At 44.3% G+C, this 25,106-nt stretch carries 24 protein-coding genes; 1 reads left to right on the forward strand and 23 read right to left on the reverse strand.

Annotated features, from left to right (window positions below):
- Position 1 precedes the first annotated feature (1 nt).
- Positions 2 to 1,504 carry a methyl-accepting chemotaxis protein gene (locus tag AAEY97_RS03760; RefSeq protein WP_101084950.1) on the forward strand — a complete coding sequence of 501 codons (1,503 nt, stop codon included), beginning with the start codon at positions 2 to 4 and terminating at the stop codon, positions 1,502 to 1,504.
- 67 nt (positions 1,505 to 1,571) lie between these two features.
- Here the strand turns inward: AAEY97_RS03760 and AAEY97_RS03765 are convergent, their stop codons facing one another.
- From AAEY97_RS03765 to AAEY97_RS03875, 23 genes are all read right to left on the reverse strand, one after another.
- On the reverse strand, positions 1,572 to 2,798 hold the full coding sequence (locus AAEY97_RS03765) for a beta-ketoacyl-ACP synthase (RefSeq protein WP_350996687.1): 1,227 nt from the start codon (positions 2,796 to 2,798) through the stop codon (positions 1,572 to 1,574).
- Positions 2,795 to 3,520 carry a 3-ketoacyl-ACP reductase FabG2 gene (locus AAEY97_RS03770; RefSeq protein ID WP_011635828.1) on the reverse strand — a complete coding sequence of 242 codons (726 nt, stop codon included), beginning with the start codon at positions 3,518 to 3,520 and terminating at the stop codon, positions 2,795 to 2,797. Before AAEY97_RS03770 ends, AAEY97_RS03765 begins: the two co-directional genes overlap by 4 nt.
- Before the next feature lie 63 nt (positions 3,521 to 3,583).
- Positions 3,584 to 4,075, reverse strand: a complete 492-nt coding sequence (locus tag AAEY97_RS03775) for a hotdog family protein (RefSeq protein ID WP_350996695.1) — start codon at positions 4,073 to 4,075, stop codon at positions 3,584 to 3,586.
- A gap of 4 nt (positions 4,076 to 4,079) precedes the next feature.
- Positions 4,080 to 5,282 carry a beta-ketoacyl-[acyl-carrier-protein] synthase family protein gene (locus AAEY97_RS03780; RefSeq protein ID WP_350996698.1) on the reverse strand — a complete coding sequence of 401 codons (1,203 nt, stop codon included), beginning with the start codon at positions 5,280 to 5,282 and terminating at the stop codon, positions 4,080 to 4,082.
- A gap of 90 nt (positions 5,283 to 5,372) precedes the next feature.
- The gene (locus AAEY97_RS03785) at positions 5,373 to 5,993 is read right to left on the reverse strand and encodes a DUF3261 domain-containing protein (RefSeq protein ID WP_350996700.1); all 621 of its coding nucleotides are present in this window, start codon (positions 5,991 to 5,993) and stop codon (positions 5,373 to 5,375) included.
- On the reverse strand, positions 5,983 to 7,251 hold the full coding sequence (locus AAEY97_RS03790) for an NAD(P)/FAD-dependent oxidoreductase (RefSeq protein WP_350996703.1): 1,269 nt from the start codon (positions 7,249 to 7,251) through the stop codon (positions 5,983 to 5,985). Before AAEY97_RS03790 ends, AAEY97_RS03785 begins: the two co-directional genes overlap by 11 nt.
- The gene (locus AAEY97_RS03795; protein ID WP_350996706.1) at positions 7,241 to 9,649 is read right to left on the reverse strand and encodes an MMPL family transporter; all 2,409 of its coding nucleotides are present in this window, start codon (positions 9,647 to 9,649) and stop codon (positions 7,241 to 7,243) included. Before AAEY97_RS03795 ends, AAEY97_RS03790 begins: the two co-directional genes overlap by 11 nt.
- On the reverse strand, positions 9,649 to 10,500 hold the full coding sequence (locus AAEY97_RS03800) for an outer membrane lipoprotein carrier protein LolA (protein WP_350996709.1): 852 nt from the start codon (positions 10,498 to 10,500) through the stop codon (positions 9,649 to 9,651). The genes AAEY97_RS03795 and AAEY97_RS03800 overlap by 1 nt, the downstream gene beginning before the upstream one ends.
- Positions 10,500 to 10,931 carry an acyl-CoA thioesterase gene (locus AAEY97_RS03805; RefSeq protein ID WP_350996711.1) on the reverse strand — a complete coding sequence of 144 codons (432 nt, stop codon included), beginning with the start codon at positions 10,929 to 10,931 and terminating at the stop codon, positions 10,500 to 10,502. Before AAEY97_RS03805 ends, AAEY97_RS03800 begins: the two co-directional genes overlap by 1 nt.
- Complete coding sequence (locus AAEY97_RS03810) at positions 10,932 to 12,494, reverse strand: HAL/PAL/TAL family ammonia-lyase (RefSeq protein ID WP_350996713.1); 1,563 nt, start codon at positions 12,492 to 12,494, stop codon at positions 10,932 to 10,934. It lies immediately after the preceding gene.
- Positions 12,495 to 12,498: 4 nt separating this feature from the next.
- A complete protein-coding gene (locus AAEY97_RS03815; RefSeq protein ID WP_350996715.1) occupies positions 12,499 to 14,319 on the reverse strand; it encodes a glycosyltransferase family 2 protein in 1,821 nt (606 codons plus the stop codon).
- Positions 14,319 to 14,708, reverse strand: a complete 390-nt coding sequence (locus tag AAEY97_RS03820; protein WP_350996718.1) for an ApeI family dehydratase — start codon at positions 14,706 to 14,708, stop codon at positions 14,319 to 14,321. Before AAEY97_RS03820 ends, AAEY97_RS03815 begins: the two co-directional genes overlap by 1 nt.
- Positions 14,701 to 16,068, reverse strand: a complete 1,368-nt coding sequence (locus AAEY97_RS03825; RefSeq protein WP_192114049.1) for an AMP-binding protein — start codon at positions 16,066 to 16,068, stop codon at positions 14,701 to 14,703. The genes AAEY97_RS03820 and AAEY97_RS03825 overlap by 8 nt, the downstream gene beginning before the upstream one ends.
- Complete coding sequence (locus AAEY97_RS03830; RefSeq protein WP_162022128.1) at positions 16,061 to 16,612, reverse strand: COG4648 family protein; 552 nt, start codon at positions 16,610 to 16,612, stop codon at positions 16,061 to 16,063. The genes AAEY97_RS03825 and AAEY97_RS03830 overlap by 8 nt, the downstream gene beginning before the upstream one ends.
- Positions 16,612 to 16,860, reverse strand: a complete 249-nt coding sequence (locus tag AAEY97_RS03835) for an acyl carrier protein (RefSeq protein WP_101084964.1) — start codon at positions 16,858 to 16,860, stop codon at positions 16,612 to 16,614. Before AAEY97_RS03835 ends, AAEY97_RS03830 begins: the two co-directional genes overlap by 1 nt.
- A gap of 8 nt (positions 16,861 to 16,868) precedes the next feature.
- Positions 16,869 to 17,123, reverse strand: coding sequence for a phosphopantetheine-binding protein (locus AAEY97_RS03840; RefSeq protein WP_101084965.1), 255 nt, complete (start codon positions 17,121 to 17,123; stop codon positions 16,869 to 16,871).
- A 27-nt stretch (positions 17,124 to 17,150) separates the two neighbouring features.
- Positions 17,151 to 18,005 carry a lysophospholipid acyltransferase family protein gene (locus AAEY97_RS03845; protein ID WP_162022129.1) on the reverse strand — a complete coding sequence of 285 codons (855 nt, stop codon included), beginning with the start codon at positions 18,003 to 18,005 and terminating at the stop codon, positions 17,151 to 17,153.
- Positions 17,998 to 18,777: a beta-ketoacyl synthase chain length factor gene (locus AAEY97_RS03850; RefSeq protein WP_350996721.1), complete on the reverse strand. Its 780-nt coding sequence runs from the start codon at positions 18,775 to 18,777 to the stop codon at positions 17,998 to 18,000. The genes AAEY97_RS03845 and AAEY97_RS03850 overlap by 8 nt, the downstream gene beginning before the upstream one ends.
- 248 nt (positions 18,778 to 19,025) lie before the next feature.
- On the reverse strand, positions 19,026 to 19,913 hold the full coding sequence (locus tag AAEY97_RS03855; RefSeq protein WP_350996724.1) for a DUF3014 domain-containing protein: 888 nt from the start codon (positions 19,911 to 19,913) through the stop codon (positions 19,026 to 19,028).
- Between the two features lie 400 nt (positions 19,914 to 20,313).
- Complete coding sequence (gene recG, locus AAEY97_RS03860; protein ID WP_350996727.1) at positions 20,314 to 22,389, reverse strand: ATP-dependent DNA helicase RecG; 2,076 nt, start codon at positions 22,387 to 22,389, stop codon at positions 20,314 to 20,316.
- A 140-nt stretch (positions 22,390 to 22,529) separates the two neighbouring features.
- Entirely contained in the window at positions 22,530 to 23,138 is a 609-nt protein-coding gene (locus AAEY97_RS03865) for a response regulator transcription factor (protein WP_162022132.1), read from the reverse strand.
- Positions 23,135 to 24,229, reverse strand: coding sequence for a sensor histidine kinase (locus AAEY97_RS03870; RefSeq protein WP_350996730.1), 1,095 nt, complete (start codon positions 24,227 to 24,229; stop codon positions 23,135 to 23,137). The genes AAEY97_RS03865 and AAEY97_RS03870 overlap by 4 nt, the downstream gene beginning before the upstream one ends.
- A 77-nt stretch (positions 24,230 to 24,306) precedes the next feature.
- A complete protein-coding gene (locus AAEY97_RS03875) occupies positions 24,307 to 24,987 on the reverse strand; it encodes a tetratricopeptide repeat protein (RefSeq protein ID WP_182743270.1) in 681 nt (226 codons plus the stop codon).
- Positions 24,988 to 25,106: the final 119 nt, after the last annotated feature.

Below are 25,106 nucleotides of genomic sequence, written 5' to 3' on the forward strand. Positions count from 1 at the left end.
TATGAATGATAATCAAACAGTAACACTGCTTAAAAAAAATGATTCATATATATATCGATTATTGTTGCTGCAGGCTCCACTGCTAGCAGCGAGTGGTTTTATCGGCGCTAAAATGCTGACATTTAGTATCACCGCCGCGATAGCAGTATTGGTAATATCACAGCTCAGTTATGTTTTGCTAAAAGGTACTGAGTTGTTTGGCATTGTGGCAGCTGTGATTATGATGACAGTATCGGGGCTATTAGTTCAAAGCCAAATGGGCATGATTGAAATGCACTTTCATATCTTTGCTACCATGGGGATATTTCTTATTTACCTGCGTTGGCAGCCGTTAGTGGCCGCTTTGTTGACCGTGGCGATACATCACGTCTTAATGACTTATATCCAATTACAAGGTGTTGAACTATTTGATACGCCAGTGATGATTTTTGCTGGCGAGTGTAGCTGGAGCATCATGATTGTTCATGCGCTGTTTGCCGTAACTGAAACCGGTATTTTAATTCGTATTGCCTTATTTATGCGTGCAGACTCAGTTGCCAATCAACGTATTGCTGGTGCAATTCAACATATTTCACAGCATAAAGATTTATCGATTCGGTTACCTTCAGCCGATACTCAGGCAGAAATGTCCTTTAATTTGATGCTGGAAGAGTTGTCGCAATTGTTTAACGACTATCGCGATATTGCTGTGAAAATGGCAAGTACTTCCGACAACTTAATGAGCCTGAGCGATCAAGCTCAACATGCGGTACAACAGCAAAATAACCAAGCGCGATTGATTGCCGAATCGACTCAACATGTTATTGACAGTTTTCAGCAAATGGCTCATGACAGCCAAATTTCAGCGGATCAAGCAAGAGAGGGGGCAACCTCAAGTCTTGGCGATCGCCAGAATGCATTAAGCATTATGAAAGACATGCAGGCGCTAGAAACTAATATGACTGAAGTAACTGAATCAATGACTGATTTAACCACTGATGTTAGTGCTATTACCACACAGTTGCAGGCCATTCGCAGTATTTCAGATCAAACTAACTTACTTGCGTTGAATGCGGCGATTGAAGCGGCTAGAGCGGGTGAGAGTGGCCGTGGTTTTGCCGTTGTGGCAGATGAAGTTCGCACTTTAGCAAAGCGTACCAGTCAGTCTACCGATGGTATTGAAAAAGTACTGAGTCGTTTAAATGTCAGCATGCTAAAAACCGTTGAGTCGATGGATCAAGGCAAGCAACGTACGACGCAAAATGTAGTCCACACCAGTAGCATTGCTCAAGGACTTGAGCAACGTTCTGCCCAAATAGGTCAAGTGGCTACCTTGAGCCACAATGTGGCAAATGGTACACAACAACAAGCAGATAGATTGACTCAAATAGGTGCGGAGATTTTGGATAACGCCCAAGCCGTTGTACTTTTATCGGCGCAAGTTCAAAAGCTGGCTGGTGGCGCGGTAGAAATGAAACGGATTACTCAAGACTATCAAGCCAAAGCTGCGGCTTACAAGGTGTAAAAACACAGGCGAAAGCATCGCTTTCGCCTGCATTATATGGCTGCAAAGGAGCTATACCCTTATATGATTAACGCCAACGTTTAAAAATCAATGAAGTATTAATGCCACCAAAAGCAAAGTTATTACTCATAATATAGTCGGTGTCGATATGACGAATATCGTTTTTAATGTAATCGAGCGGGGCGCATTCTGGGTCGACATGATTAAGATTGAGTGTTGGTGCAAACCAGCCTTCATTCATCATGTTAATACTAGTCCATGCTTCCAATGAACCACAGGCTCCTAGGGTATGACCGGTATAACTCTTTAATGACGATATTGGCGTTTCTGTGCCAAATACTGCATGAGTCGCGGCAGTTTCAGCTATATCACCGCGATCAGTAGCGGTGCCATGAGCACTGATATAACCGATGTCTTGTGCCGATAGTTGGGCATCTTTTAAGGCTAAACGAATCGCTACTTCCATGGTATTAGCATTGGGTTGAGTGACGTGTTGGCCATCTGAGTTGGTGCCAAAACCAACCAACTCAGCATAAATATTTGCACCACGGGCTTGAGCATGTTCAAGCTCTTCTAATATCAAAGTACAAGCACCTTCACCGATAACCAAACCATCGCGGCTCTGGTCAAATGGGCGTGGCGTTAGCTCTGGAGTTTCATTTTGGGTGCTGGTGGCATACAAAGTATCAAATACCACCGCCTCAGTAGGACAAAGCTCTTCACCGCCGCCCGCGAGCATAATGGTTTGCATGCCATATTTAATCGCTTCATAAGCATAGCCAATGCCTTGACTGGCAGAGGTACAGGCACTGCTGGTGGTGTGAATACGGCCTTGCAGGCCAAAGAACACCCCAATATTAACCGCGGTAGTGTGGGCCATCATGCGGATATAACTGGTGGCGGTTAACCCCGACATTTCGCCCGTTTTTAACATGTCACCAAAGCCCATAATTGGATCGGTACTGCCTGTAGATGAACCGTAAGCAACGCCAACTTGACCGGAATTAAGGATGGGGTCGTTCAACAAACCTGCATCTTCAAGCGCTAATTCACTGGCTCGTGTCGCCATCATGGATACTCGCCCCATAGAGCGGATCTTTTTACGTGAATAATGGGCAGGTAAAGAAAAATCAGTCACTGGCGCTGCCAGTCGAGTATTTAGACCTGGGTAACGATCCCATTCATCCATACGAATAACGCAGTTGTGTTTGGCTAATAGGCTGGCTTTAATTTGTTGCCAGTCTTGGCCTAATGCGGAAATCCCGCCCATACCGGTAACGACTACACGCTTCATATCATGCCTCCGTTAACGGAGATCACTTGACGAGTTATGTAGGCGGCATCGTCTGATAATAAAAAGTTAGCTAGCCCGGCTATTTCACTGGGTTTGCCCATGCGTTTCATCGGCACTATTTGGTTGACAATATCAGTTGAAATATCTGTGACCATGTCGGTTTCAATCAACCCTGGTGCGATACAATTGACGGTAATTTTTCGTTTAGCTAACTCAAGCGACAAGGCTTTAGTTGCGCCAATAATTCCCGCTTTTGATGCGCTGTAGTTCACTTGGCCACGATTACCTGCAATGCCTGACACTGAGGCTAGGGTGATAATACGTCCGCCTTTACGTGCTTGCACCATTGGCATCACTGTAGGATGGATAACATTATAAAAACCATCAAGGTTAGTGTGGATCACACTGTCCCATTCATCTTCGGTCATCGCAGGGAAGGCGGTGTCGCGATTAATACCCGCATTAAGAATAACGCCATAATAGGCACCATTTTCGGCAATGTCCGTTTCGATAGCAAGCTTGACCGCTTGGCGGTCGGCAATATCAAATTGCAGTAAACTAACCTGCACACCAAGATCTAATAAGGTTTTTTGTACTTGCGCTGCGGCAGCATGATTGCTGTGAAAGTGCAGCGCAATATCGAAACCATTCTCGGCTAATTTAATTGCGATGGCTTTGCCTATTCCTCGGCTTGAACCGGTAACTAATACTCTATTATTCAAAATGTCTCTCCGTGATTGATTCGAGGAACTCCAATGGGGTGTCAAAAGGTTTGTTGATCATGCTTAGCCGTCAGCTTGGCTTTCATCAATATAGGCTTGGGTGTCTTGTGGTTGGAATACATTGACATTAGCTGCCGCCACTAACGTTTGGTGATGATAAATTTGGCAGTCAAATACCGCTAATCCAGACTCTTCCTGGTACAGCCGAGTCACCTGGGTGCGATAAGACTCACCTAAGGTAAAGGTGTCGATATGCATTTGCAGTTTGCGGGTGCCGAGTAAAAAACCGACTCGGATAGTATCGTCGCACAGTAAGGCTTCAACACCCGCTAATGCAGCAATACTTTGGGCCATATACTCGATGCCAACGTAATTAGGCACGCCATTGAGTTGAGCGTCGAAATAGGCACTATTAGGGCTAATATGGGTTGCGGTGATTAAGCAGTCTGGGCGATGTTCTAAGACATTATCAATCAAGATCATCGGTGCTCGATGCGGAATAAAAGTACTTATATCTTGCGCTAACATCGCCGGCGTTGCAGTGACTATTGACATGGAACTAGGCATCCTTTCGACAAAAAATCAGGCTGGCATTACTGCCGCCAAAGGCAAATGAATTGCTCATAATAAAGTTGAGTTGGCTAAGGCCAGTATTGTTGTTGGCACTAACGAGAGCGATATTCGGGTCATTAGTATCTTGCTGCCCATCCCAGATGTGCGGCGGCAAACGCTTTTCATGGTTAAGTGGGCTTAATAACAAATAACAAAAGGCAGCTTCAATCGCGCCAGCTGCGCCTAAAGTATGGCCCGTGAGCGGCTTGGTTGAGCTGCAGGCTGGTGATGAATGGCTGAATACTGCAGTGACCGCACGCGATTCCATGGCATCATTTTTGGGAGTAGCGGTACCGTGGAGGTTGAGATAATCGATTTTTTCGGCAGCAATGTTGGCTTCTGCCAGGGCTTGTTGCATAGCGGCAATAGCACCTAATCCTTGCGGGTGTGGTGCTGAAATATGATGAGCATCGGCAGACTCGCCGATCCCCGCCAACATGACGTCACTTTGGCCACGCTCTAAAGTAAATAAAGCAGCCCCTTCACCAATATTAATTCCATCACGATGGCGACTAAACGGATTGCAATGGCCTTTGGATACCGATTCTAATGCGGCAAAGCCATTAACGGTTAACTGACACAAACTGTCTACACCCCCCACAATTACCATATCGCACATATTCGCATTGAGTAACCGCTGAGCACTGGCAAACACTTTTGCACTCGATGAACACGCTGTAGATACGGTATAACAAGGGCCTGACAGTTCAAACAACTGTTTTAAATAATCACTGGGGCTACCCAGTTCCTGCTGCGAGTAATGGTAACTCGGGGGGAAATGGCCATGTTCAAGCTGATACTTTAATGCCGCTTCGCCTTTGGAAATGCCAGAGGTGCTGGTGCCTAAAACCACTCCGATGCGATGGGAACCAAAACGCTGCTTAGCTTGCTCTATTGCGGGCACAAGTTGCTGGGCGGCAGTGTTTAATAAACGATTATTACGGCAAGCAAATAAACTCAGATGATCGGCAATTTCTATTAACCGTTTGTCATCGACGCAACCGACTAATGTAGGCGCATCGAACAATAAATTATCGCGCCATTGCATAGCACTGATATCACCGCTAATGAGACGCGGCAGCACCTCTTCTGGCGAGTTGCCAAGAGGTGTACACAATCCGATGTGAGTTATTGCTATGCGACTGTTCATGTTTAGTTTGATGGCCTATTTATCTCGGTTTATTGGATTATGCTGGAGCACTTGTTTATCAATCTGTTATTCAATCAGTTAGTCAATTAGTTAGTCAATTGGGTTTATTTGCATATGAATATCGGCGGCATCGATGTCTACATTCACTTGCGCTAACCACGGGTCGATATCGCTATACGTTATCGTGATTAAGGCTCCACTGGCATCAATAAGTTGCTTACATAACGGCATATCACATGCCATAGTGACTAATTCACCGCCGGTTAAATGTTGATTAACTTGCTCCGTTGGCCAGTAAATCAACTGCATTATTGCCATTAAATACTCTGCTTTAAATTGCTCACCTAATAACAGGCTTTGCTGACTTTGCAGGGTTTGGCCATCGTACACCAACGTGAATAATGCTTGCCCAAGTGGCGCTAATCCCACTAACGTCATCTGTAGTGAATTAAGCTCCAGCTGGGTTAATAACTCATGATTTTCTTGCCCATGGGTAAAGCTGACCATTTGGCTTAAGCTGATGTCTTGCTGCGATGACGTTGTTAACAGCGCAGAGGCTGAGCTTAGGCAATATTGTGCTTCACTGGCGAGTGGGACACAAGTTTGCCGCTCGATTTGTTGGCTACAAGCACTTAATAGGCTTAGCAGTAATAGCGCCACCACGCGACGCAATATAATCCCCGCAGAACGCCCCAGCAGATTAAGCAACATTGGGCTTTGGCTCCTGACATAATTCAACAATGGTATTGAGGCGTCGTTCGGACTCTTTTACAAACGGGTTGCTCATGTCCCAAGCGTAACCTGCTAAAATTGAGCAGATCATTTGTTTAATCTTGTTGTCAGCTTGTTGATAGAAAATGACATCTTGAAAGCGTCCGTCATACCAAGCTTGGACATAGGTTCTAAAGGTGTTAACTCCTTGCATTAATGGCGCAGAGTATTCGCTATCCCAATCAACTGTTTGGCCATTAAGTTGTTTATTCAAACTGGCAACCGCCATTGATGCTGACTGCATGGCAATTGTCACCCCTGATGAAAATACTGGGTCAAGGAACTCGCCAGCATTACCCAGTAAAGCAAACTGATTGGTTGCTAAGGTGGTGACATTAGCCGAATAACCTTTGAGCGTGGCACAAGGCTGAACAATATTGGCATTACTCAGCAACTGCTGTAGCTCAGGCTCTTCATTAATCACCGCTAACAATTGTTGTTCAAGGCTACCGGATAAATGCTCGAGTAAATGTGGCTCAGCCACCACGCCAATTGAGCAACGGTTATTGCTAAAAGGGATTAACCAGTACCAGATATCCTTATGTTGAGGATGAACACTGATTAAGATCTTATTACGATCAAAATGGGGATCGCTAATGTTGTCTTCAATATGGGTGAAAATGGCGCTGCGTGGCGGTAAATTTGATGGTTGTTCTAAATTCAGTAATCGCGGTAATACTCGGCCAAAACCACTAGCATCGAGCACAAATTTAGCATTCATTTGATATTGTGCACCTCGGTCATTCGTTACCGTTAAGCGAGGATTATGAGTCAAATCAATCGCATCAACTTGATGACCAAAACGGATCTCAACCCCTTGGCTGATAGCTGTGTCGGCTAGAAGTTTATCAAAATCCGCCCGTTGAACTTGAAACGTAGTCCCAGGGCCTGGGGTAAATTTATCGGTAAAGTCGAAGGTGGTGTATCGCCCTAGGTGTTGAAATGCTGCGCCATTTTTAAATTGAAATCCAGCCTGATTAACGGCGTCCAGCATGCCTGCTTGTTCGAGAAATTGCATACAACAAGGCAGTAAACTTTCGCCAATCGAAAAACGTGGAAAATGCTGTTTTTCAATAACAACAACCTGATGACCTTGTTGGCGTAAAAGGCTTGCGGCAATGGCGCCAGAAGGGCCTGCACCAATGATGGCAACGTCAACGTCCATGTTGCTGACTGTATGTGAATGACTAGATGGCATTTACAGTTTTCCTAGTAATAAATGAAATAAACGGTGCCAGTAAAAATGAAAAACTGATCCCAAAAAGAAGCGTTAAACCGAAAAAGTGAATAGCATGGGTTTGACTCAGCGCCAGTAAACCAAAAGCTAATAGTGTTGAACAGGCTGACATAAAGATTGCCATCATCACTCCGCGACTGGTGTGCTTGGCCTCGGCAAAAAATAGGCTGTAATCGATACCAATGCCTAACACCAAAATAAGCGCTAAGGCGTGAAACAAGCTAATGCTCGAGCCGACAAGCCCTAAACAAGCTAGCGTGAGCAGTACTGATAAAGCGGGGACAGCGACGATAGCGAATGCCAACTTAATACCGTATTTAATGCTAAACAGTAGGCTGGCTAAAGCAAATACCCACATCAATAGCTGTAATGTTAGTTGGCGATACTTGCCCATTAAATGGGATATATCACCGACCTTATCGATTAACCGAACTTGCCCTAAAGGCCATTCATGCTCAGTCAATCGTTGTTCAAGAGAGGCTAATGAGTGGATGCCACCGAGTAATACTATGGCGCCAAATTGCTGGGTTTGATCGGTTGTTGTGATCGCGCCAAGCCATAACGTCTGTAAATCATCATTGGCTTGGGCTAGTACCATGGTTGGGGTTAACCATTGTGATTCGGCTTGATTAAGTTGTGCCATTAGACTGGTGCTTATATTGTCATCGAGACCCATTTCACTGATTATCTCGTCTAAATGTTGCCCATAAAGCTGTTGCTGTAACTGATAGTTTTGTTGTTGTTTGGCAATGCTGGGCATAAAGCGGCTGAGACTGATAGCTTGGTCTAACTCAGCATCAGTTATGGCTTTATCCAGTACTGGTGTCAGTTGCTCTAACGTTTGTAATAAAGCTTGTTCATTGGGACCACTGACTAAAATAAATTGGTTATCGGTGCCGCCGCTGAGCAGTTGCCGTAGTTGGTTCTCTTCGGTGGTGATGGCTTCAGGGCTTTGCTGTAGCTGACGAATATCATCGTTAGAATCCGTTTGTGACAAACCGAAAAACAATATTGTTGCCAAACCAATGAGCAAAGCCGCTATAGCTATTTTTTGCCACAATTTATTCGGGGTGAAAATACGTTGTAATAGCGCCAAATAACCTTGGGCGAGGGTTAATCCTGGCGTTGGTTTAAGCGCATGGTTACCCAGTAATGGAAACACCAATAACAACGTTAGGTATGCACCAATTAACCCAGCAGCACAAAATACGGCCACTTGTTGCATTCCCGGGAATGGCGTAAAGCCAATGGCGATAAAGGCACTGGCACTGGTAGCAAGTGCGAGAGTGAGCGCCGGAAAAATCTGCTTTAAAGTGTCACTGGCGTTGTTATTAGGGTGAGCTTGTTTTTCACAATAAAAGTGAAAGCTGTAATCAATGGCGACACCAATTAAGCTGGTGCCAAACACTAATGTGAGTAAGTGCAACTCACCGAAAATACTTAAGGTGGCGACAAACGCAAACACCACCCCAGTGGTTAACGTCAGTAGTGCGGCAAATAACGGCATAATCGACCGAAAGGCCAACCAGACTAATAAGATGATCCCTAACATGGAAATTAAGCCAATTCGGCTGATTTCTTGTTTGGCTGATTCGGTGGCGGCAATCGCATGAAAAAGCGCACCAGCTTTAAGGAAACTGACATCGGGGACATGCAGAGTCACTTGGCTAAATGCAGCATCTAATGCTTGAATTTGCTGTTGCTGAGCGGTCGGGCTAAAAGCACTGTCGCGCCCTTTGGCCATGATAATCGCAGCCACACCATCGGTAGTATCGGTGAGTAAAATGCCTTGTTGGCTACGCAGCGCACTATTAGGTGATAACGCCAGTAAGTTGGCTGGAAACATCAGTAACGGATCATTGCTGAGCAGCTGGCTGTTGGCAAAACCAAATGCGCTATAAAGTTGATTTTGGGCCGCGTTAAGCAGTTGGCGCCAATTATCTGTTTCAATCGCTTTAGCTTGCTCGGTAGTGAGTAGGGTAAAGCGATGTTCGAAATACACTTTACCCAAGTCTTGCAGATGATCATCCGCGCCGCTACGAATGTGAATAAAGGGCTGTTGTGGCTGTTTATCTAGTGCATCCATCAGTTGCTGTGCGGCACTGATAGCTTGGTTGTCGTCATCGGCTTTTATTGCAATATACACTTGGTTAGCGAGTTGCTGTTCAACTCTGTTTAATGCTGTTTCAGTGAGTTTGTCTTGTTGTAAATGCGGCAACATCGCCAAAATATCAGTTTGAATATGCGCGCCCTGTTGCCATTGTATTAAGCCAGTGACTAACATTGTCAGTAGCAATAATACCCATAAGACAAAACGCCCAATAGGAGATAACAACGCGGTTAGCGATATGGGCTGCATTATTTAGCGGACTCATTTCCAAGACTAAAAAGCGCCAGTTCAGCTTCACTCAGTTGCCCTTGTTGGGTCTGGGTAAATTGAATTTGGGTATAGTCGCGAACATCCGCTTGGTTACTGATCATGATTAATGAACGTATAAGCGTATCGCCGCTGAGGGTAATGTTACCCATAGACGATTGCACTTGTGGGTCTTTAGCTTGCAGGCCCAGTTGCCATGACCTATTTTCGGGCTGAGTTTCGGGCTGAGTTGCTAACTGAGTTGCAGGCATAAATAAGTTGAAATCGGCACTTAAAGCAGCAATATCGCCCGCCATAATGGCTTGTAATAAACGCGGTAATTGCTGTGCAATCGGGTTGCCATTAGCCCTAGAACTAAAGTGTTGAATTTTGCCTTGGCTGTTTTGTTGGATCAACTGCTGATCTTTAAGCACCATCAAGGTGTTGAACGGACGTTGCTGCTGCCATACCAATCCTTGCGTTGGACTAAATATAAACTGTCCTTGGCTGAGTAAGGGCTTTTTAAGCACCTGTAAATGGCGTAATTGAACAAACTGACCACGAGTATCAAGTTGTAGATTCAGTCGTTGCGCTAGCGCGCTGAGGGCCTCAGTGCTGGCTGGTTGAGTATACAGAGTCTGAATATCTGCTAATTGATCTTTGGTCAGAGCTTGAGGCTTTGGCTGTGTCAGCTCTGGAGTAAGTGTTTGATTATTTCTTGCTGGTGGACGTTCGTTAGCTGAGGTGGCCGCAATACACAGGCAACACAACATAATGATGCTGCTTACTCGCGCCAATACACTAATAAATATGCCAGTAAATAGGCTCAAAAATACTCTGCTGCGGGCACTCATTACACTTGGCTCGCATCGAGTAATGGGCGAATTTTTTGCTGAAACACTTCTGGAGTAACAAAGCATAATTCTTGGGTAGCAATCTCAACTGCAGCTTGAATGGTATAGCCCTTGGTGATGCGTGCGTTGGTGTCGGCATCAACAATTTGATAGTTAATGCGTAAGCGGTTTTCCCATTCAACAATGGCGGCAATAACCTTGATTTTTTGGTCAAAGGTGCTGCTTTTAACATACTTTACTTGCACATCGACAATGGGCCATGCATAACCGGACTCTTGCATAGTGCGATAGTTATAACCGAGTTTATCCAGTAATTGACAACGCACAACCTCAAAATAGCGTAAGTAATTACCGTGCCAAGTAATGCCCATCGAGTCGACATCGTGAAACGGGATCACCATTTCCATTTCTGTGAGTAATAAACCTTTCATTTAACACACCTCCCACAGACCCAGTTGAATTTTGTCTACTGTTTGGCGTAGTACTGCTTCTAATGGACGGTCTTCGGTTAGCAGTTCAAAATCTTCACTGACTTGAGCCAGTGTGGTGGCAAGTGAAGGTGTTAGCGAATTAGGGTCCAATTCTTTCTGTATCACCCGCAGCTGAATACCTTGGCTCATGGCCAGTAATGCGGCGGCAGCGACTTGTTCAGTCAGTTGTAATATCCGCATGCAGTCGCGAGCGGCAATGGTGCCCATGCTCACTTTGTCTTGATTGTGGCATTCAGTTGAGCGTGAAAACACACTGGCAGGCATGGTATTTTTTAATGCTTCAGCAGTCCAAGCTGAAACACCGATTTGTACCGCTTTAAAGCCATGGTTAATGGCGCGACGTTGGCCTTCTGCGGCAGATAAATTAGCCGGTAAACCATTGTTAAATTTAGGGTCCATGACTAAGGCCATTTGACGATCAATTAAGTCGGCGATATTGGCCACCGCATTTTTCATCGCATCCATGGCAAAGGCAATGTGGCCGCCATAAAAGTGACCGCCATGGAGGATATGTTCACCCTCGGCATCGACAATCGGATTGTCGTTAGCGCTATTGAGTTCGGTTTCAATAAACTGACGCATAAAGGGTAAAGCATCTTGCAGTACGCCAATGATGTGCGGTGCACAGCGTATAGAATAGCGGTCTTGTAAGCGGTCAGAATTACGTGGATGCGCATGATGGTTTAGATCTTCGCGGATCCAACTGGCAATCTGGTTTTGTCCTGGGTGGGGTTTGGCGGCAAACAAAATTTCATCAAAATGATTTGCGTTGCCTTTAAGCGTTAACGATGCCATGGCAGTAATACGGCTTGATAAGCGAGTTAAGTACTGCGATCTGTCATAGGCTAAACAGGCGAGTGCTGTCATCACCGCGGTGCCATTCATTAACGCGAGGCCTTCTTTAGGGCGCAGGGTTAATGGCATTATGCCGAATTTCAGATAAACATCTTTGGTCGCTTGGCGTTTACCTTGGTATATCACCTCACGTTCGCCAACAAGTACTGCGGCAAGATAAGATAGCGGGGTTAAATCGCCGCTGGCGCCAACCGAACCTTCTTGAGGAATTACCGGGGTAATATCATTATTGAGTAGCCATTCAATGCGCTGCAGTAGCAGATAACTGACACCTGACTTACCCACCGCCAATGAGTTTAAGCGGCAAGCCATAATCGCGCGGGCTTGCATTGGGCTGAATACATCACCTAAACCACAACCATGAAAACGGGTTAAATGCAGTGGTAATTCATGGACTAAGTCTAAGCTGACATTGACTGTGCAGGAGTCGCCGTAACCTGTGGTGACGCCATATACTACGCCTTCTTCATGCAGCAAACTGTCGATGAAACGGGCACCTTTTTGAATATATTCAACATAGTCTGCAGCATCCGCTAGTTTGACCGTTGCGCCTTTGGCGACTGCGACCACTTGTTCAAGGCTCAGGTAGCTTTGGCCTAAATGCACCGTTTTTTCGGCAGATGATGACGGTGAAGAAGTGTTGCTCATTGAATTAGTTATCCTGACTAGGTGAAGTGGTGCTGTTAGCGGGTGCAGTATTTGTATTTGACGCAGCACTTGTATTAAGTGCACTACCAGTATTAGGTGCACTACTAGTATTAGGTGCTGTACCCGTATTGACAGCACTAGCGGGGCGCGACAGCGGACGATCAATCAATTCGTCTTTATGCCAAAAATCGTAAAAATTAAACCACTGCAATGGTGCCTGTTTGGCAAAGTACTCTAAGCGTTGGCTGTACAATTTCATTGCATCAGTTAAGCGTGCAATGCGCCCTGCTCGCGGGCCTTTTAAACTATCACTTAAGTGTTCGACATGTACTTTATAACGGCCTTGTTGGCGAATGCAAAACATGGTGTAAACCGGACAATTTAACAAGCTAGCAAGAATAAATGGTCCTTGCGGAAACGGCGCTTCATGACCGAGAAATGGGAGGTAAACCACCCGACCTTGGCTGTTTGATGAGGTGCGGTCGGCTGCAATAACCACTATTTCGCCCATATCAATTTTTTGCTGTAACAGCATAGAAGTACTGGGATCAAGTTCATTAACATGAATAAGATTAAGGCTACTTTGTGGGTTTAGCTGTTGTAATACTTTGTTAAAGTTTTCGGCGTGTTGAGTCAATACCATAACGTTGACTTTTACTTTCTGCTGGTGGATTGAAATCGCACGGCATAACTCTAAATTACCTAAATGCGACACAATCAGCACGGCTCCTCGACCAGAAGCCACTTGGTTTGCCAGAATATGACGATCGTTAAAATCGACTTGATTGAGTTTGATACGATCGCACCAGGCATCGATCCTATCTAGAGCAGCATTACCAAAAGCAATAAAGTGATTTAGACTGTCGCGCCACTGGGGGGGGTGATGTAAATCTGGATGATCTGGAACTTGTTGCTGCACTCGGGTAAGAAAATTCATCGACGCGTGACGAGCAGAAGCACCGGTTAGAAAAAAATAACCAATCACCGGATACATAATGGCTCGGCACAACCAGTGGCCACCTAAGCGATAACATTCTGCCAGTAATTTTATGCCCCAATAACTGCCACGCTCTCCCATTGATGACCAATGTTGATGGGGGCTTTTTTTATTCAGAATTTGTGGCAAGCGAGTCAACATAGCAAAAAATAACTTAGTGTGCATCCAGCTAATGCGTACATTGTCTTGCAAGCCTTGAAAGTGGCTAATACCGTCTTCTGGGTAGATGACTTTGGTCGGCACATGAACCACTGGAGTGCCTTGCCAGTGCAGTTTGACCATGATTTCAATATCAAAGTCCATCCGTTCGCCCAGAGCTTGTTGGCTTAATAACTGCTCGGTTGCCTCTAATGGATAAACCCGAAAGCCACACATAGAATCTTGAATGTCGAGACTTAAGGTTTCAACCCATACCCAAAAATGGGTGATGTAACGCCCGTATAAACGCCCTTTAGGCACCGAGTCATCATAAATCGGTTGGCCAGATATTAATGCCTGTGGCTGTTGTTCTGCAGTCGATATCATTAACGGGATATCGTCTAAATTATGTTGTCCATCAGCATCAACCTGTAATACATGGCTAAAACCATCGCGGTAAGCTTGGCGTAGGCCGCTGGTTACTGCCGCACCTTTACCACGATTAAAAGGATGGTTAATGAGCGTTACCCAGCTAAATTTTTCTGCCATGGCTTGTAAAATATAACGGGTTTCATCTTGGCTACCATCATCAACCAAATAACAAGGCAGATTGAATTTTGCCAAGTCAGTTAAGGTTTGTTCAATGGCAATATGATGATTGTAATTGGGAATAACCAAGGCTAGTTTCATCAGGCGATCTCATTGACTGTCGGCGCAGTAGTCACTACTGCTGGCTTAAGCACAATACGGCCAGAGGCAAACCGTTTATCTTGATCCCGATAGCTAAAGAGCAGTTTTGCTTTTTGAGGCTGATGTTCAATGATCAAATCAACATAGGTATCGGGCAAAATGAGTTGCTGAAATTTAAGCACTTCTAATGTGGCCACTTGGGCTGAATAACCAAACGCCTCACAGCCAAGTTTGACCGCCCAATCTAATTGGGTGACACCTGGTAATACGGCTTGCTGAGGAAAATGGCCATCGAAAAAGGCTAAATCTGCACTGACAAATAAACGCCATTGATAGAGATTGTTACCGCCTTCATGGCTAACAATATGCGGTAATTCTGACTTAATCATGACTAAATAAAGCGACAATTTCTGCTTGGGTACGCTTGCCTTGGCTGTTGAGTGGCAAGTGTGCCGGGTAACGCCAGCGTCGTGGTAGGGTGATGCGCTCAAACTGGCTCAATAAATGGTTTTTTAAGGCATTATTAACCGCTAATTTCCCTTCCGCTTTGAGTGTTTGCTGGCCTAATTCACTTAAACAGACTGCAGCACCTAACATGGTACGCGGTTGTTCTAAAACCGTGACGGCCGCTTCGCTGACAAAAGGATGAGTTTGCAGTAAATGCTCCACTTGCGCTAACGATAAGCGTTTTTCTTCAATTTTTACAATGCGGTCAAGGCGATGCAATAAACGGAACTGGCCATCATCTAACAGTTCAATTTTGTCATCACATTTTAACCATTGAGTTGGATTGTCTAAATAAACAGACTGCAGCATCAGCGCGCCATCTTGCGGGTCCATATCGACATTCACTTGGGTAAATGCTTGCCATGGTTGCATGGGTTGCTGTTGGCGTCGATATCCAATACCGCCCGTTTCAGTGCTGCCAAATATTTCAATAGGTAATTGATTAAAGCATTGTTTAACTGCCTGGGCTGCATCAAAGTTTAACGGACCACCAGAGCTGAAAATTAAGCTTGGGATACGTTGTTGTTTTTGATTATCTAGTGCATCAGGTAAGCGGGTCAATTGAGCTGGACTACTGATTAAACACAAATTTGGCATGATGGCCAAGTAGTAGCTTAAGGTTTCTGGAAAGTCGATTTGTTCACTTAAGAATGCTCGGCTTGCGGCCAAAGGCCACAAAATTTTAAACAATAAACCATAGATATGCTGATGTGAAACCGTCGATACCACTGAACAATGAGGCAAATGTTCGGCAAATGTTTGCTCAAGAATACTGACTTCTGCATCCAGTTGTTGCAGTGTTTTTTTGATCGCTTTAGGCAGGCCGCTACTGCCCGAGGTGAATAACACTAATTCACCTAATGACTTGGTTTTAGGCCAAGTTGCTGCGGGTAAACTGAGTTCTTTTTTGAGCGCGATATACTCACGCACCTCACATAACGGCGTGTCGGCAATAATGGCATCAAACTCATGGTTGAGCTCACTCAAGGTGCCGCTTTGGGTGTTGGCAGGCAATATCACTTGTTTACCGGCTAACAAGGCTGCGCATAAACCAGCGGCAAATAAGTCACTGTGCTTTGCAGCAAGCAGCCAGCGCTGAGCATCACTTTGAATCAGCTGAGCATGTAAGTGGGCCACTTGCGCGCAAAACAACGATCCCGTCATGATGTCATGATGGTCAAAGCTGATTAACTGCTGCGTGGCAGGTCCTGTTGATAACCAATTGAGTAAAAGCTTATTCATGTTTTTTCAACCAAAAGCGACGATAAATCCATTCACCACTGAGCAGCAACCCCATAAGCAGGTATGCGATCAGTCCGTTGTAAAGCGTCCATATTTCAATGCTTGTTGCTATGGCGGTATAGGCAGCCACAGCACCATTAACAACAAATAACCCACACCAAAGTTTAGTGATGGTTTGTAAGTAAGGTATAGCTGAGTCTGGTAAATCCGGCTCTTTTAAACGTGCCAAGCGCTCAATCATGCTTGGACCATTAATCAGTGAATAACTGAATAATCCCAACATGCTCAGATTTATCACCACCGGATAAAACAGTAACCAGTCGTTACGTTGAGTAATGAAACTGGCTGCGGTTAATCCTATGCCCACCAGTATTGGCAATGTCATGGATTTTACTTGCTGCTTAGTGACCATAAACCGTAGCAATAATAACAAACACAGCAGCAAAGCGATTGTGCCTGGTGGTAAATACTGCAAACCAAAGTACACCGCAATAGGGTAAGCAATAATCACCAAGGTCGTAATAATCTGCAGGATTAACCGCATTAGCTTTTTATTAAGCCTTCTATGGCATCAACGACATCATTGACTGTGCGCACGGTTTTAAATGCTTCTGGCTGAATTTTTTTACCCGTCAGCTGTTGCAATTTAATCACCAAATCTACCGCATCAATGCTGTCTAAATCTAGATCTTCATACAAAGAAGCTTCAAGCGTGATATCTGCTGCCTCTATTTCAAATTCATCAATTAAAATGCCACTTAGCATCTCAAGGATTTGTTCACGATTTTGCATGCTGACTCCTAAACACGTTGAGATTCAATAAAGCTAGCTAAGCTAGCAACACTGAAAAAGTGTGCTTTAGTCGCATCAGAGTTGGCTTCAATTTTGACATCAAACTCTTTCTTAATTGCTAAGCCTAATTCAAGTGCGTCGATCGAGTCTAAGCCCAGACCTTCGCCAAATAAGGCCGCATCGGTTTCTATATCATCGACAGTGACATCTTCTAGATCTAAGCAATCAATGATCAGTTGTTTTATTTGATTGTGTAAGTTCATTTTTTGTCTTTCTTATAAGTATGGCTATCAATGTGACTTGATAGGCTGTTTAAGTGTATCAAGGTAAAATTGCTGTAAGTCGCGCGTCAGCTGTCGAGCCATTTTGGCTTCATTACCTTGTTTAGCATCATACAGCAGGTATGACATGCTTGTGCCAATTTCTACTGACATATTGATGGTTTGCCGTGGAATTTGGTACCAAGATTGTTGCTTAGTTAAGCCTGCAACATCAGTACGCAGTACCACAGGTAAAATATCGGTTTTAGTGCGCAAGGCAATATTGGCGGCGCCACGCGCAAAGGAGTTAACAATATTACCGGTTAATGTTCGGGTACCCTCGGGGAAAATAATCAGATTAGTATCGGTGCGCAGCACTTGCTGGCAGTCATGTAATAGCCAATCGGCGCCACGATTAGGGATGTAACCTGCGCTGGCAAGCACGCCGCGAATAAACGGATTACGCCATAAGCTTTGTTTTACAATACAGCCCGCATTCGGCATAAGACTAATCAATACCACCACGTCCACTAATGTCGGATGATTAGCGATGACCACTTTCCCTTTTGTTTGCTGTAGTGCCTCAATATTTTTGGTGCTCACAGCTATCACTCCAGCAAAACTGAGCATGGCAACAAATGCTTTAAACATCCAGCTGACGGCTTTTTGGGCCCGAGCTACGCGCACTGTTTTCTCGCCCGGCCAAAATCGTAATAGCGGTAAAATAGTTAATGAACTCAACAAGCCGCCTAAACCAAAAGCAATATAACAACACACACCACCAACCCAGCGAGGTATATAACGTAAACCGCTGAGTTTTGGGGCTGAGGCTTTTTTTTGCTCAATAGTGTCAGCAGCTTGTGCTGTATGTTGTTGATTAGGCATGATGTTCAAGCGACCAATACCAATGGCATAATTTACCTTGGATATGCTTTTTACTAGCAATATGGTGGATCAATTCGCTCAAGCTGATGTTGTTTTGGTTGTGATTGTCGAGCGGATGATCAGATACGCTAAGGGTTATTCGCTGAGCTGATGCAGGTTGTAAAATGATGTCTGCAAGCTGTTTTTTAGCTTGTTGGGCACGGCTATTGAATGGCGCGAGGTACAAACCTAAGGCCAGGGGCAGCTCGACTTCGTGAGTAAACTCACTGTATACCGGTGGAACCGGATCATCACCAAAAACAACTAATACTGGTTGTGGCGATTGCGCTAATTGCGCGTAGGCTTCAATGAGTGCTTGAGTGAGAGTTTGTTCTCCAGCGGCAATCGATGTAGACGAAGCGGTATTGTTATTAACAATACCAAAAATTCCACTGGCAGTATTGTGCACGGATTGGCTAAAAGCCATTGGCGATAACGCCTGTTTTTGAGTGATATCTTTGAGCAAGCCCAAGGTGCGCGTGAGCTCTCCATGGCGAGATGAAAAAATACTGCGGCAATTATTCTGTGGTTGGCATTGGTATGCCGCCGTAAGCATCATTTTGGTTAAGCGACTAAAGCGACGACGTTGCATAGCAGGAATATGCTTCAATGCTGGCGAGTCAGACTTAGGTGACGGGTTGCTGTTAGGCTGCTGCCATTGTAGCCAACTCTCAGGTGTCTGAAAGTCCGGCGACCATGCGCCCCATGATAGAAGCTCAAATTCTAAATGCACTACATTCCCTCTATAACGGCTTGGCTATCCTTTTCTAAGTGTTAACAATAATTATGTAATAATGAATATTCGTTAACCTTGCTAATTGTACACCTAAGTTAATGTAGATAAGAAGCTGTATGGACGAAAAAGCCTAATAGCTGATTGTTAATTCAACAAAGTGACCATTAAATAAAAAAGCGCGACGGTAACCGTCGCGCTGATAACAGATAGCTTACTAAAATAGCTTTACCGCTTGATGTAAAAGCTTATTTGTTCGCAAAGCTTTGTTGCAATTTTTTGACAGCTTCTTTAATTTTTCGCGTGTTGTCTGGCCCCATACGGATCAACAATTTTTGAGCATTAGGTAATGCTTCAAGGTTTGGATCGACATATTTATAGTTAACACTGATTGACGATAACTCAATAGGGTCTTCAATAATGGGCGCGCTAGCAATCATGCTAAAAGCCTGTTGCATACGCTTATCAAAATCAATATCACTGTAACCGAGTTCAGTAAAGGCTTCGGCAAATAGTGGTTTTAACTCAGTGTAAGTAGTCACTAAGTCTTTTTCACTCAAGCCTGCTATAAAATTAGCATACAAATCATAGCGATGATAACCGTCTGGATTAAGATATGTTTTGTTGGTTATTTCACTCACGGTAAATTGCGTGTCAGGGCCTTTTAACGGGCTAGCTTTACGCACAATATCGCCTTGGGCTAGGTTATCAACAAACACCACAAATTGGCGGGCAATATCTTTTTTCAAGATCATCGGCGCTATTTTCATACCGTTGGCTATAGCTAATGTTTTTGCTTCAACAAAATCATCAGACTCAGCTAATGCAGGAAGTGGTTCTGCAACTACAGCTTCCGTAGATTTTTCAGAGTCTCCTGTGGGTACTACATCATCTGTGGTGGTAATGTTTTGCGGTTCTTCAATAGGCGTTTGTTCTATTGGTGTCTCTGGAACTGACTCTGGCAGCTCAACTGGAGTGATAACAACCGGTTCAAATTCTTCAGTGTCATCACTGGTAAAATAGAAATAACTGCTCGCGCCTAACAGGGCGATTACCGCGATAGCGATTAATAGCATGTTAGACCCTGGTTTCTCAGCGGCTTGTGGGGTAATTCGGTCTTCTTCATTAACTTGCATTTCAATTCCTTGGGGTTATTGCTAATCGATATAAATATCTTGGTGGAGTCGAAAAATACTGCATAATATCAATCACATCAGTTATCTTAACCGTTCAGAGCGTCTCAAGCTTTTCAATTCAAGGCGTATTAATATAGGAATGGTTGTTCCCTTTTAAGTTAATGCAATGCAGTACTTGAATGCTTGAAACGCTTCCGAAGGACGGGTTTCTAATTACTTAACTCTGCGTTGCAGCCTTTCAACGTAAAATGGCTATGCTTTCAAACCTTCGCCCTGATTACAGCCATTTGAATTCCCGCTGCACGACCAGATAACGAATACGATTAGTATACCATTCTGCAATATTCAGCAGACTTGTCTAGTGATAACTGATGATAATGAACAATATATTAAGATCTATTTAAGCTTGGACATATTGCTGTCTATCACCTATCCAGCGTTGAATGATAGCATCTACGTTTTGAGGCACTTGCTGGTATACGTGTGATGCCAATTTTTGGGTTGGGGCAATTAAATGTTGATCACGTATTAGATCAGCTATTTTAAGATCTGCCAAACCGGTTTGTTTGGTGCCAAGCACTTCACCTGGCCCTCGGATTTCTAAGTCTTTTTGAGCAATTACAAAGCCATCATTACTGCTGCGCAGCACACCTAAACGTTTAGTGGCGGTTTGTGACAGTGGCGCTTTATAAAGTAATACACAATGGCTAGCAACAGCACCTCGGCCTACTCGGCCTCTTAACTGGTGCAACTGTGCTAGGCCTAATCGTTCAGGGTTTTCGATAATCATTAAACTGGCATTGGCTACATCTACACCGACTTCTATGACGGTAGTCGCGACTAATAAGTTCAACTCACCCGCTTTAAATTGCGCCATAATCGCCTGCTTTTCAGCACTTTTCATTCGGCCATGGATTAAGCCAATTTTGAGCTCAGGTAGTGCAATGGTGAGTTCAGCTGCGGTGTCTTCTGCGGCTTGGCATTCAAGCACCTCAGATTCTTCAATTAAAGTACATACCCAATAAGCTTGGCGATTATCGTGTAATGCAGCTTGTTTGACTCGCTCAATCACTTGTTCACGGCGGCTATCGGCAATCGCAACGGTTGTCACTGGGGTGCGTCCTGGAGGAAGCTCGTCAATTACTGAGGTGTCTAAATCTGCATAAGCTGTCATGGCTAAAGTTCGTGGGATCGGAGTGGCCGTCATGATTAGCTGGTGTGGATGAAAACCTTGGCTGACGCCTTTTTCTCGTAATCCTAAGCGTTGATGAACCCCAAAACGATGTTGTTCGTCAATAATGATCAATGCCAGCTTGTTAAACACCACCGCTTGTTGAAATATCGCATGAGTACCGATGACCATTTGTGCCGCACCAGAGGCAATATCTTCAAGGGATTGGCTTCTGGCTTTACCTTTGAGTTTACCCGCCAGCCAGCCGATTTTTAGTCCAAGTGGTTCAAACCAAGTTGCAAAATTAGCTGCGTGCTGTTCAGCCAATAACTCAGTAGGTGCCATCATGGCCACTTGGTAACCGTTTTCAATTGCTTGTAATGCCGCTAGTGCTGCCACTAAGGTTTTACCTGAACCCACGTCGCCTTGAACTAAACGCATCATGGGTGTTGGATGCTGAAGATCTTGGTTGATTTCGGCAACAACTCGTTGCTGTGCTCCTGTTGGCTTAAAGGGCAGTTGCGCTAAAAAAGGACTTAACAATTGCCCGGTAGCAGGCATTGGCACCGCGGCATCTTGATTACTGCGCTGGCGTATTTGCAACATGCTCAGATTATGCGCCAGCAGTTCTTCTTGGATTAATCTTTGTTGTGCTGGATGTTGACCTTGTTCTAATTCAAAAGGGGACACCGAGCTATGGGGACGGTGCAAAATATGCAGTGCATCACGCAGGCTAATATTGTTTGGTTGTAATCTACTGGGAAGCAACTCGGGTAATCCACCCTGGTCTAACATCGCCAAGGCTTGCTCTGTTAGCTTTATCCAACTGGCTTGTTTTACCCCTTCAGTTGTCGGGTAAATAGGCGTCAGCGTGTCGCTTAATGTGACCGATTCACCAGGATGAATAATTTGATATTCTGGGTGAACAATTTCTTTATGATGATTGCCGCGGCGTATTTCACCGTAAGCCCGAATGCTGGCACCATTTTCCATGGCGTTACGTTGTGCCATCGAGAAATTAAAAAACCGTAGGCTCATCATTCCGCTGTGATCACGGACATTACACACTAACATGCGCCGCCGACCTTGCATGATTTGAGTCGACTGAATTTCTGCTTCGATGGTGCCATAACTGCCAGGAGGTAATGCGGCAATAGGATGGATTTGCGTACGGTCTTCATAACGCAGCGGTAAATGAAACAGTACATCTTGTACTGTTTTAATACCTAACTTAGCCAGTTTTTCCGCAACCTTTTTAGCAACGCCTTTAAGGTCGGTGATCGGAACAAGATCCAGTCGTAGCAAATTGTGCTTACCTAAATTGATTATCAAAGATGTAAAAACCATAGCGATTTCAAGCTATCAATCTCGAATCACTGTAATTATATACAGATGTTTAAGGTATCTTAGCAGACTTTGAATACAAGGCAATATTAAGCCGTTAATTACAACCAACCCTTTTGCTTAGCGATTCTGGCAGCATCAATTCGGTTACTGGCATTGAGTTTGCTGATGGCTTCCGATAAATAGTTTCGTACTGTGCCTTCTGCAATAAACAACTGACTGGCAATATCGCTGGTTGATAAGCCTTCGCTTGCCAGGCGCAATGCACGCCTCTCTTTGTCGTTGAGAGGGTCTATTTCACCAATAGCGGTAAAAGCTAATTCTGGATCGATAACCCGTTTACCCGCCATCACTTGTTTAATCGCATTAATTAAGTCATCAGACGGAGCGTCTTTTAATAAAAAACCACCGACACCGTATTCTAATGCGCGTTTGATATAACCGGCTCGGCCAAAGGTGGTCAGAATAATCACTTTGGTCTGGCTGCGCTGTTGTTGTAACCATTGGCTCAGCTCTAAACCTGATTTTCCAGGCATTTCAATGTCGGTGAGCAACAGGTCAAATGAATCTGTTTTAAGTTGTTGCATCGCTTTATCGCCGTCTTCGACTTCGACAATCTCTATTTCATTTAAGCTATCACACGCTAATGTGAGCAACGCGGCGAGGGCGCCTCTTACCATCGCTTGATCTTCGGCTAATAGAATTTTCATCTAACGGGCTCAATTAGTGGCAATTGGATACTCACTTTATAATGGGGAATTAATTGATAGTCGATTGTGCCATGTAGCAAGCTTACTCGCTCTTGAATGCCTGTTAATCCGTTGCCTTTGGTGATAATTTTAACCGGCACATTCTCGATAAAGTTGAGTTTGAGCCGGTCTTGGCTTGTTTCAATACACAAGGTGCAATGTGTCGCTTGGCTGTGTTTTATGGTGTTATTAATCAACTCAGTTAGTAGCAAGCTGATTTGCGATTCCATGAGTTCACTGAGTTTAGGGAATGTGCCTTCTATGCTGACAGCAATAGCGTTATCTCTTAACGTGCTGGCTAAGGTGTTTAACGTTTGGGTTAACCCTTGATGTTTATAACCCGATACCGTGTGGCGAATTTGGCTTAAACAGTCTCGAGTTATCACGCTAACTTGATGAATTTGCAGCTGCGCTTGGTCGATTTTACCTGAGGTAATGAGCTTGTCTGCCAGTTCTGCTTTTAAGGCGATGGCGGCTAAGTGATGTCCCATAACATCATGTAAATCGCGGCCAATACGTTCGCGCTCTAATGCGGTGGCTAAATTGGCGACTTCATCTTTTGATCGTTGTTGCTGGCGTTTTATTCGTTGGCGATTTTGTTCAATCACACCAAAAACTCCGACACCTAAGCAAATTCCCATACCATAAAAAGTAAAAAAGTAGCCTGAGTAACCCATGCTGATATCGATGACTAAAAGCAAAATACTCAGTCCGATAAAACTCAATATAGCAGTGCGAAGTGAGTAGAAAAAACCAACAAAGAAGCAGCAAAAACTGAATAGTGATATGGCACCACTACTGACGAATGACGACGCTATTGCTGTGAAAAACATTAACCCAATGGGTTTGAGGGCTTGCTCTTTGCTACTGTTATAAGCCCAGAAATAACCAATAATAAAGGGCACTAATAATCCGATCGCAATCGTAATCTTTAACCATTGACCGTCCATGAAATACAAGGGAATAAAGTAAAAACCTAAGTTTATGAGGTAAACCCAAGCGGTTTTTTGCTCGTAACTTTTTTCATTATTAGATGATAAACATGATGTCATTGTGCCTCCTAGCGCAGTTAATCATAGAGTAACTGCGCGCTAACTAAAACCTATGCGAGTAATAATTAACTGGTCGATTACTGCTTTACTGTTTGTTGGTTTAACAGATATGTTGCCCATCCATACTGAGGGTCAACCTCAGTGGCGGTTTGCCAATCTTGTAAAGCACCTTTTAAGTCGCCTTGTTCCTGTTTCGCTAGTCCGCGCCAAGTATAGGCTTCTGCATGTCCCCAACAGATTTCGTTACAAGGCTGCTCAAATTGACTAATTGCTTGGGTTGCTAATGTTTGTGACTTATCGAGGCCGCCACCAAATACGCTTGGGGTATAAAATGCATTAATTGCTCGCACTAGGCTGACTCGCGGATTGTTAGGTTCGAGATCGTTTGCTTGTTGCAATAATTGCGCTGTTTTCATTCCTAATACAGCACCTTTGCTATTATCAAACGAGATTTGCATTCCGTATACCGCAGCAAGAAGAGCTTGTTGGTCTGCAGATGGATCTTGGACTAAAAGGGATTCTAATGTGTGCTGGGCATTGTTTAATGAATCTGTAGCGAGTTGACGTTGGCCGATGATGTTGGCTGTAATGGCTAGGCGATAATCAGCATAGGCTTTTTCATAATCAATAGCCTGTTCACTGTATTGACTCAGTTCAGTGATATTCATGGTGTTAGCTGCAGCATCAATATCGCTAATATTAGCAAAGCTAGTGTGGCTGACTAAGGTTAAGCTGGTGATCAGTAATAAGGTTTTCATGGCTATCTCCATTTACGTTTCCCCAATCAAGATGTTGTTGGGATAGGTGTAGTATGGCGATAGACGAAGGATATTCTTAGATACAAAGGTCATCAATTGAAGATGACAAATGTCATTTA

It is taken from the genome of Shewanella sp. TB7-MNA-CIBAN-0143 (assembly GCF_040310065.1).
Classification (GTDB): Bacteria; Pseudomonadota; Gammaproteobacteria; order Enterobacterales; family Shewanellaceae; genus Shewanella.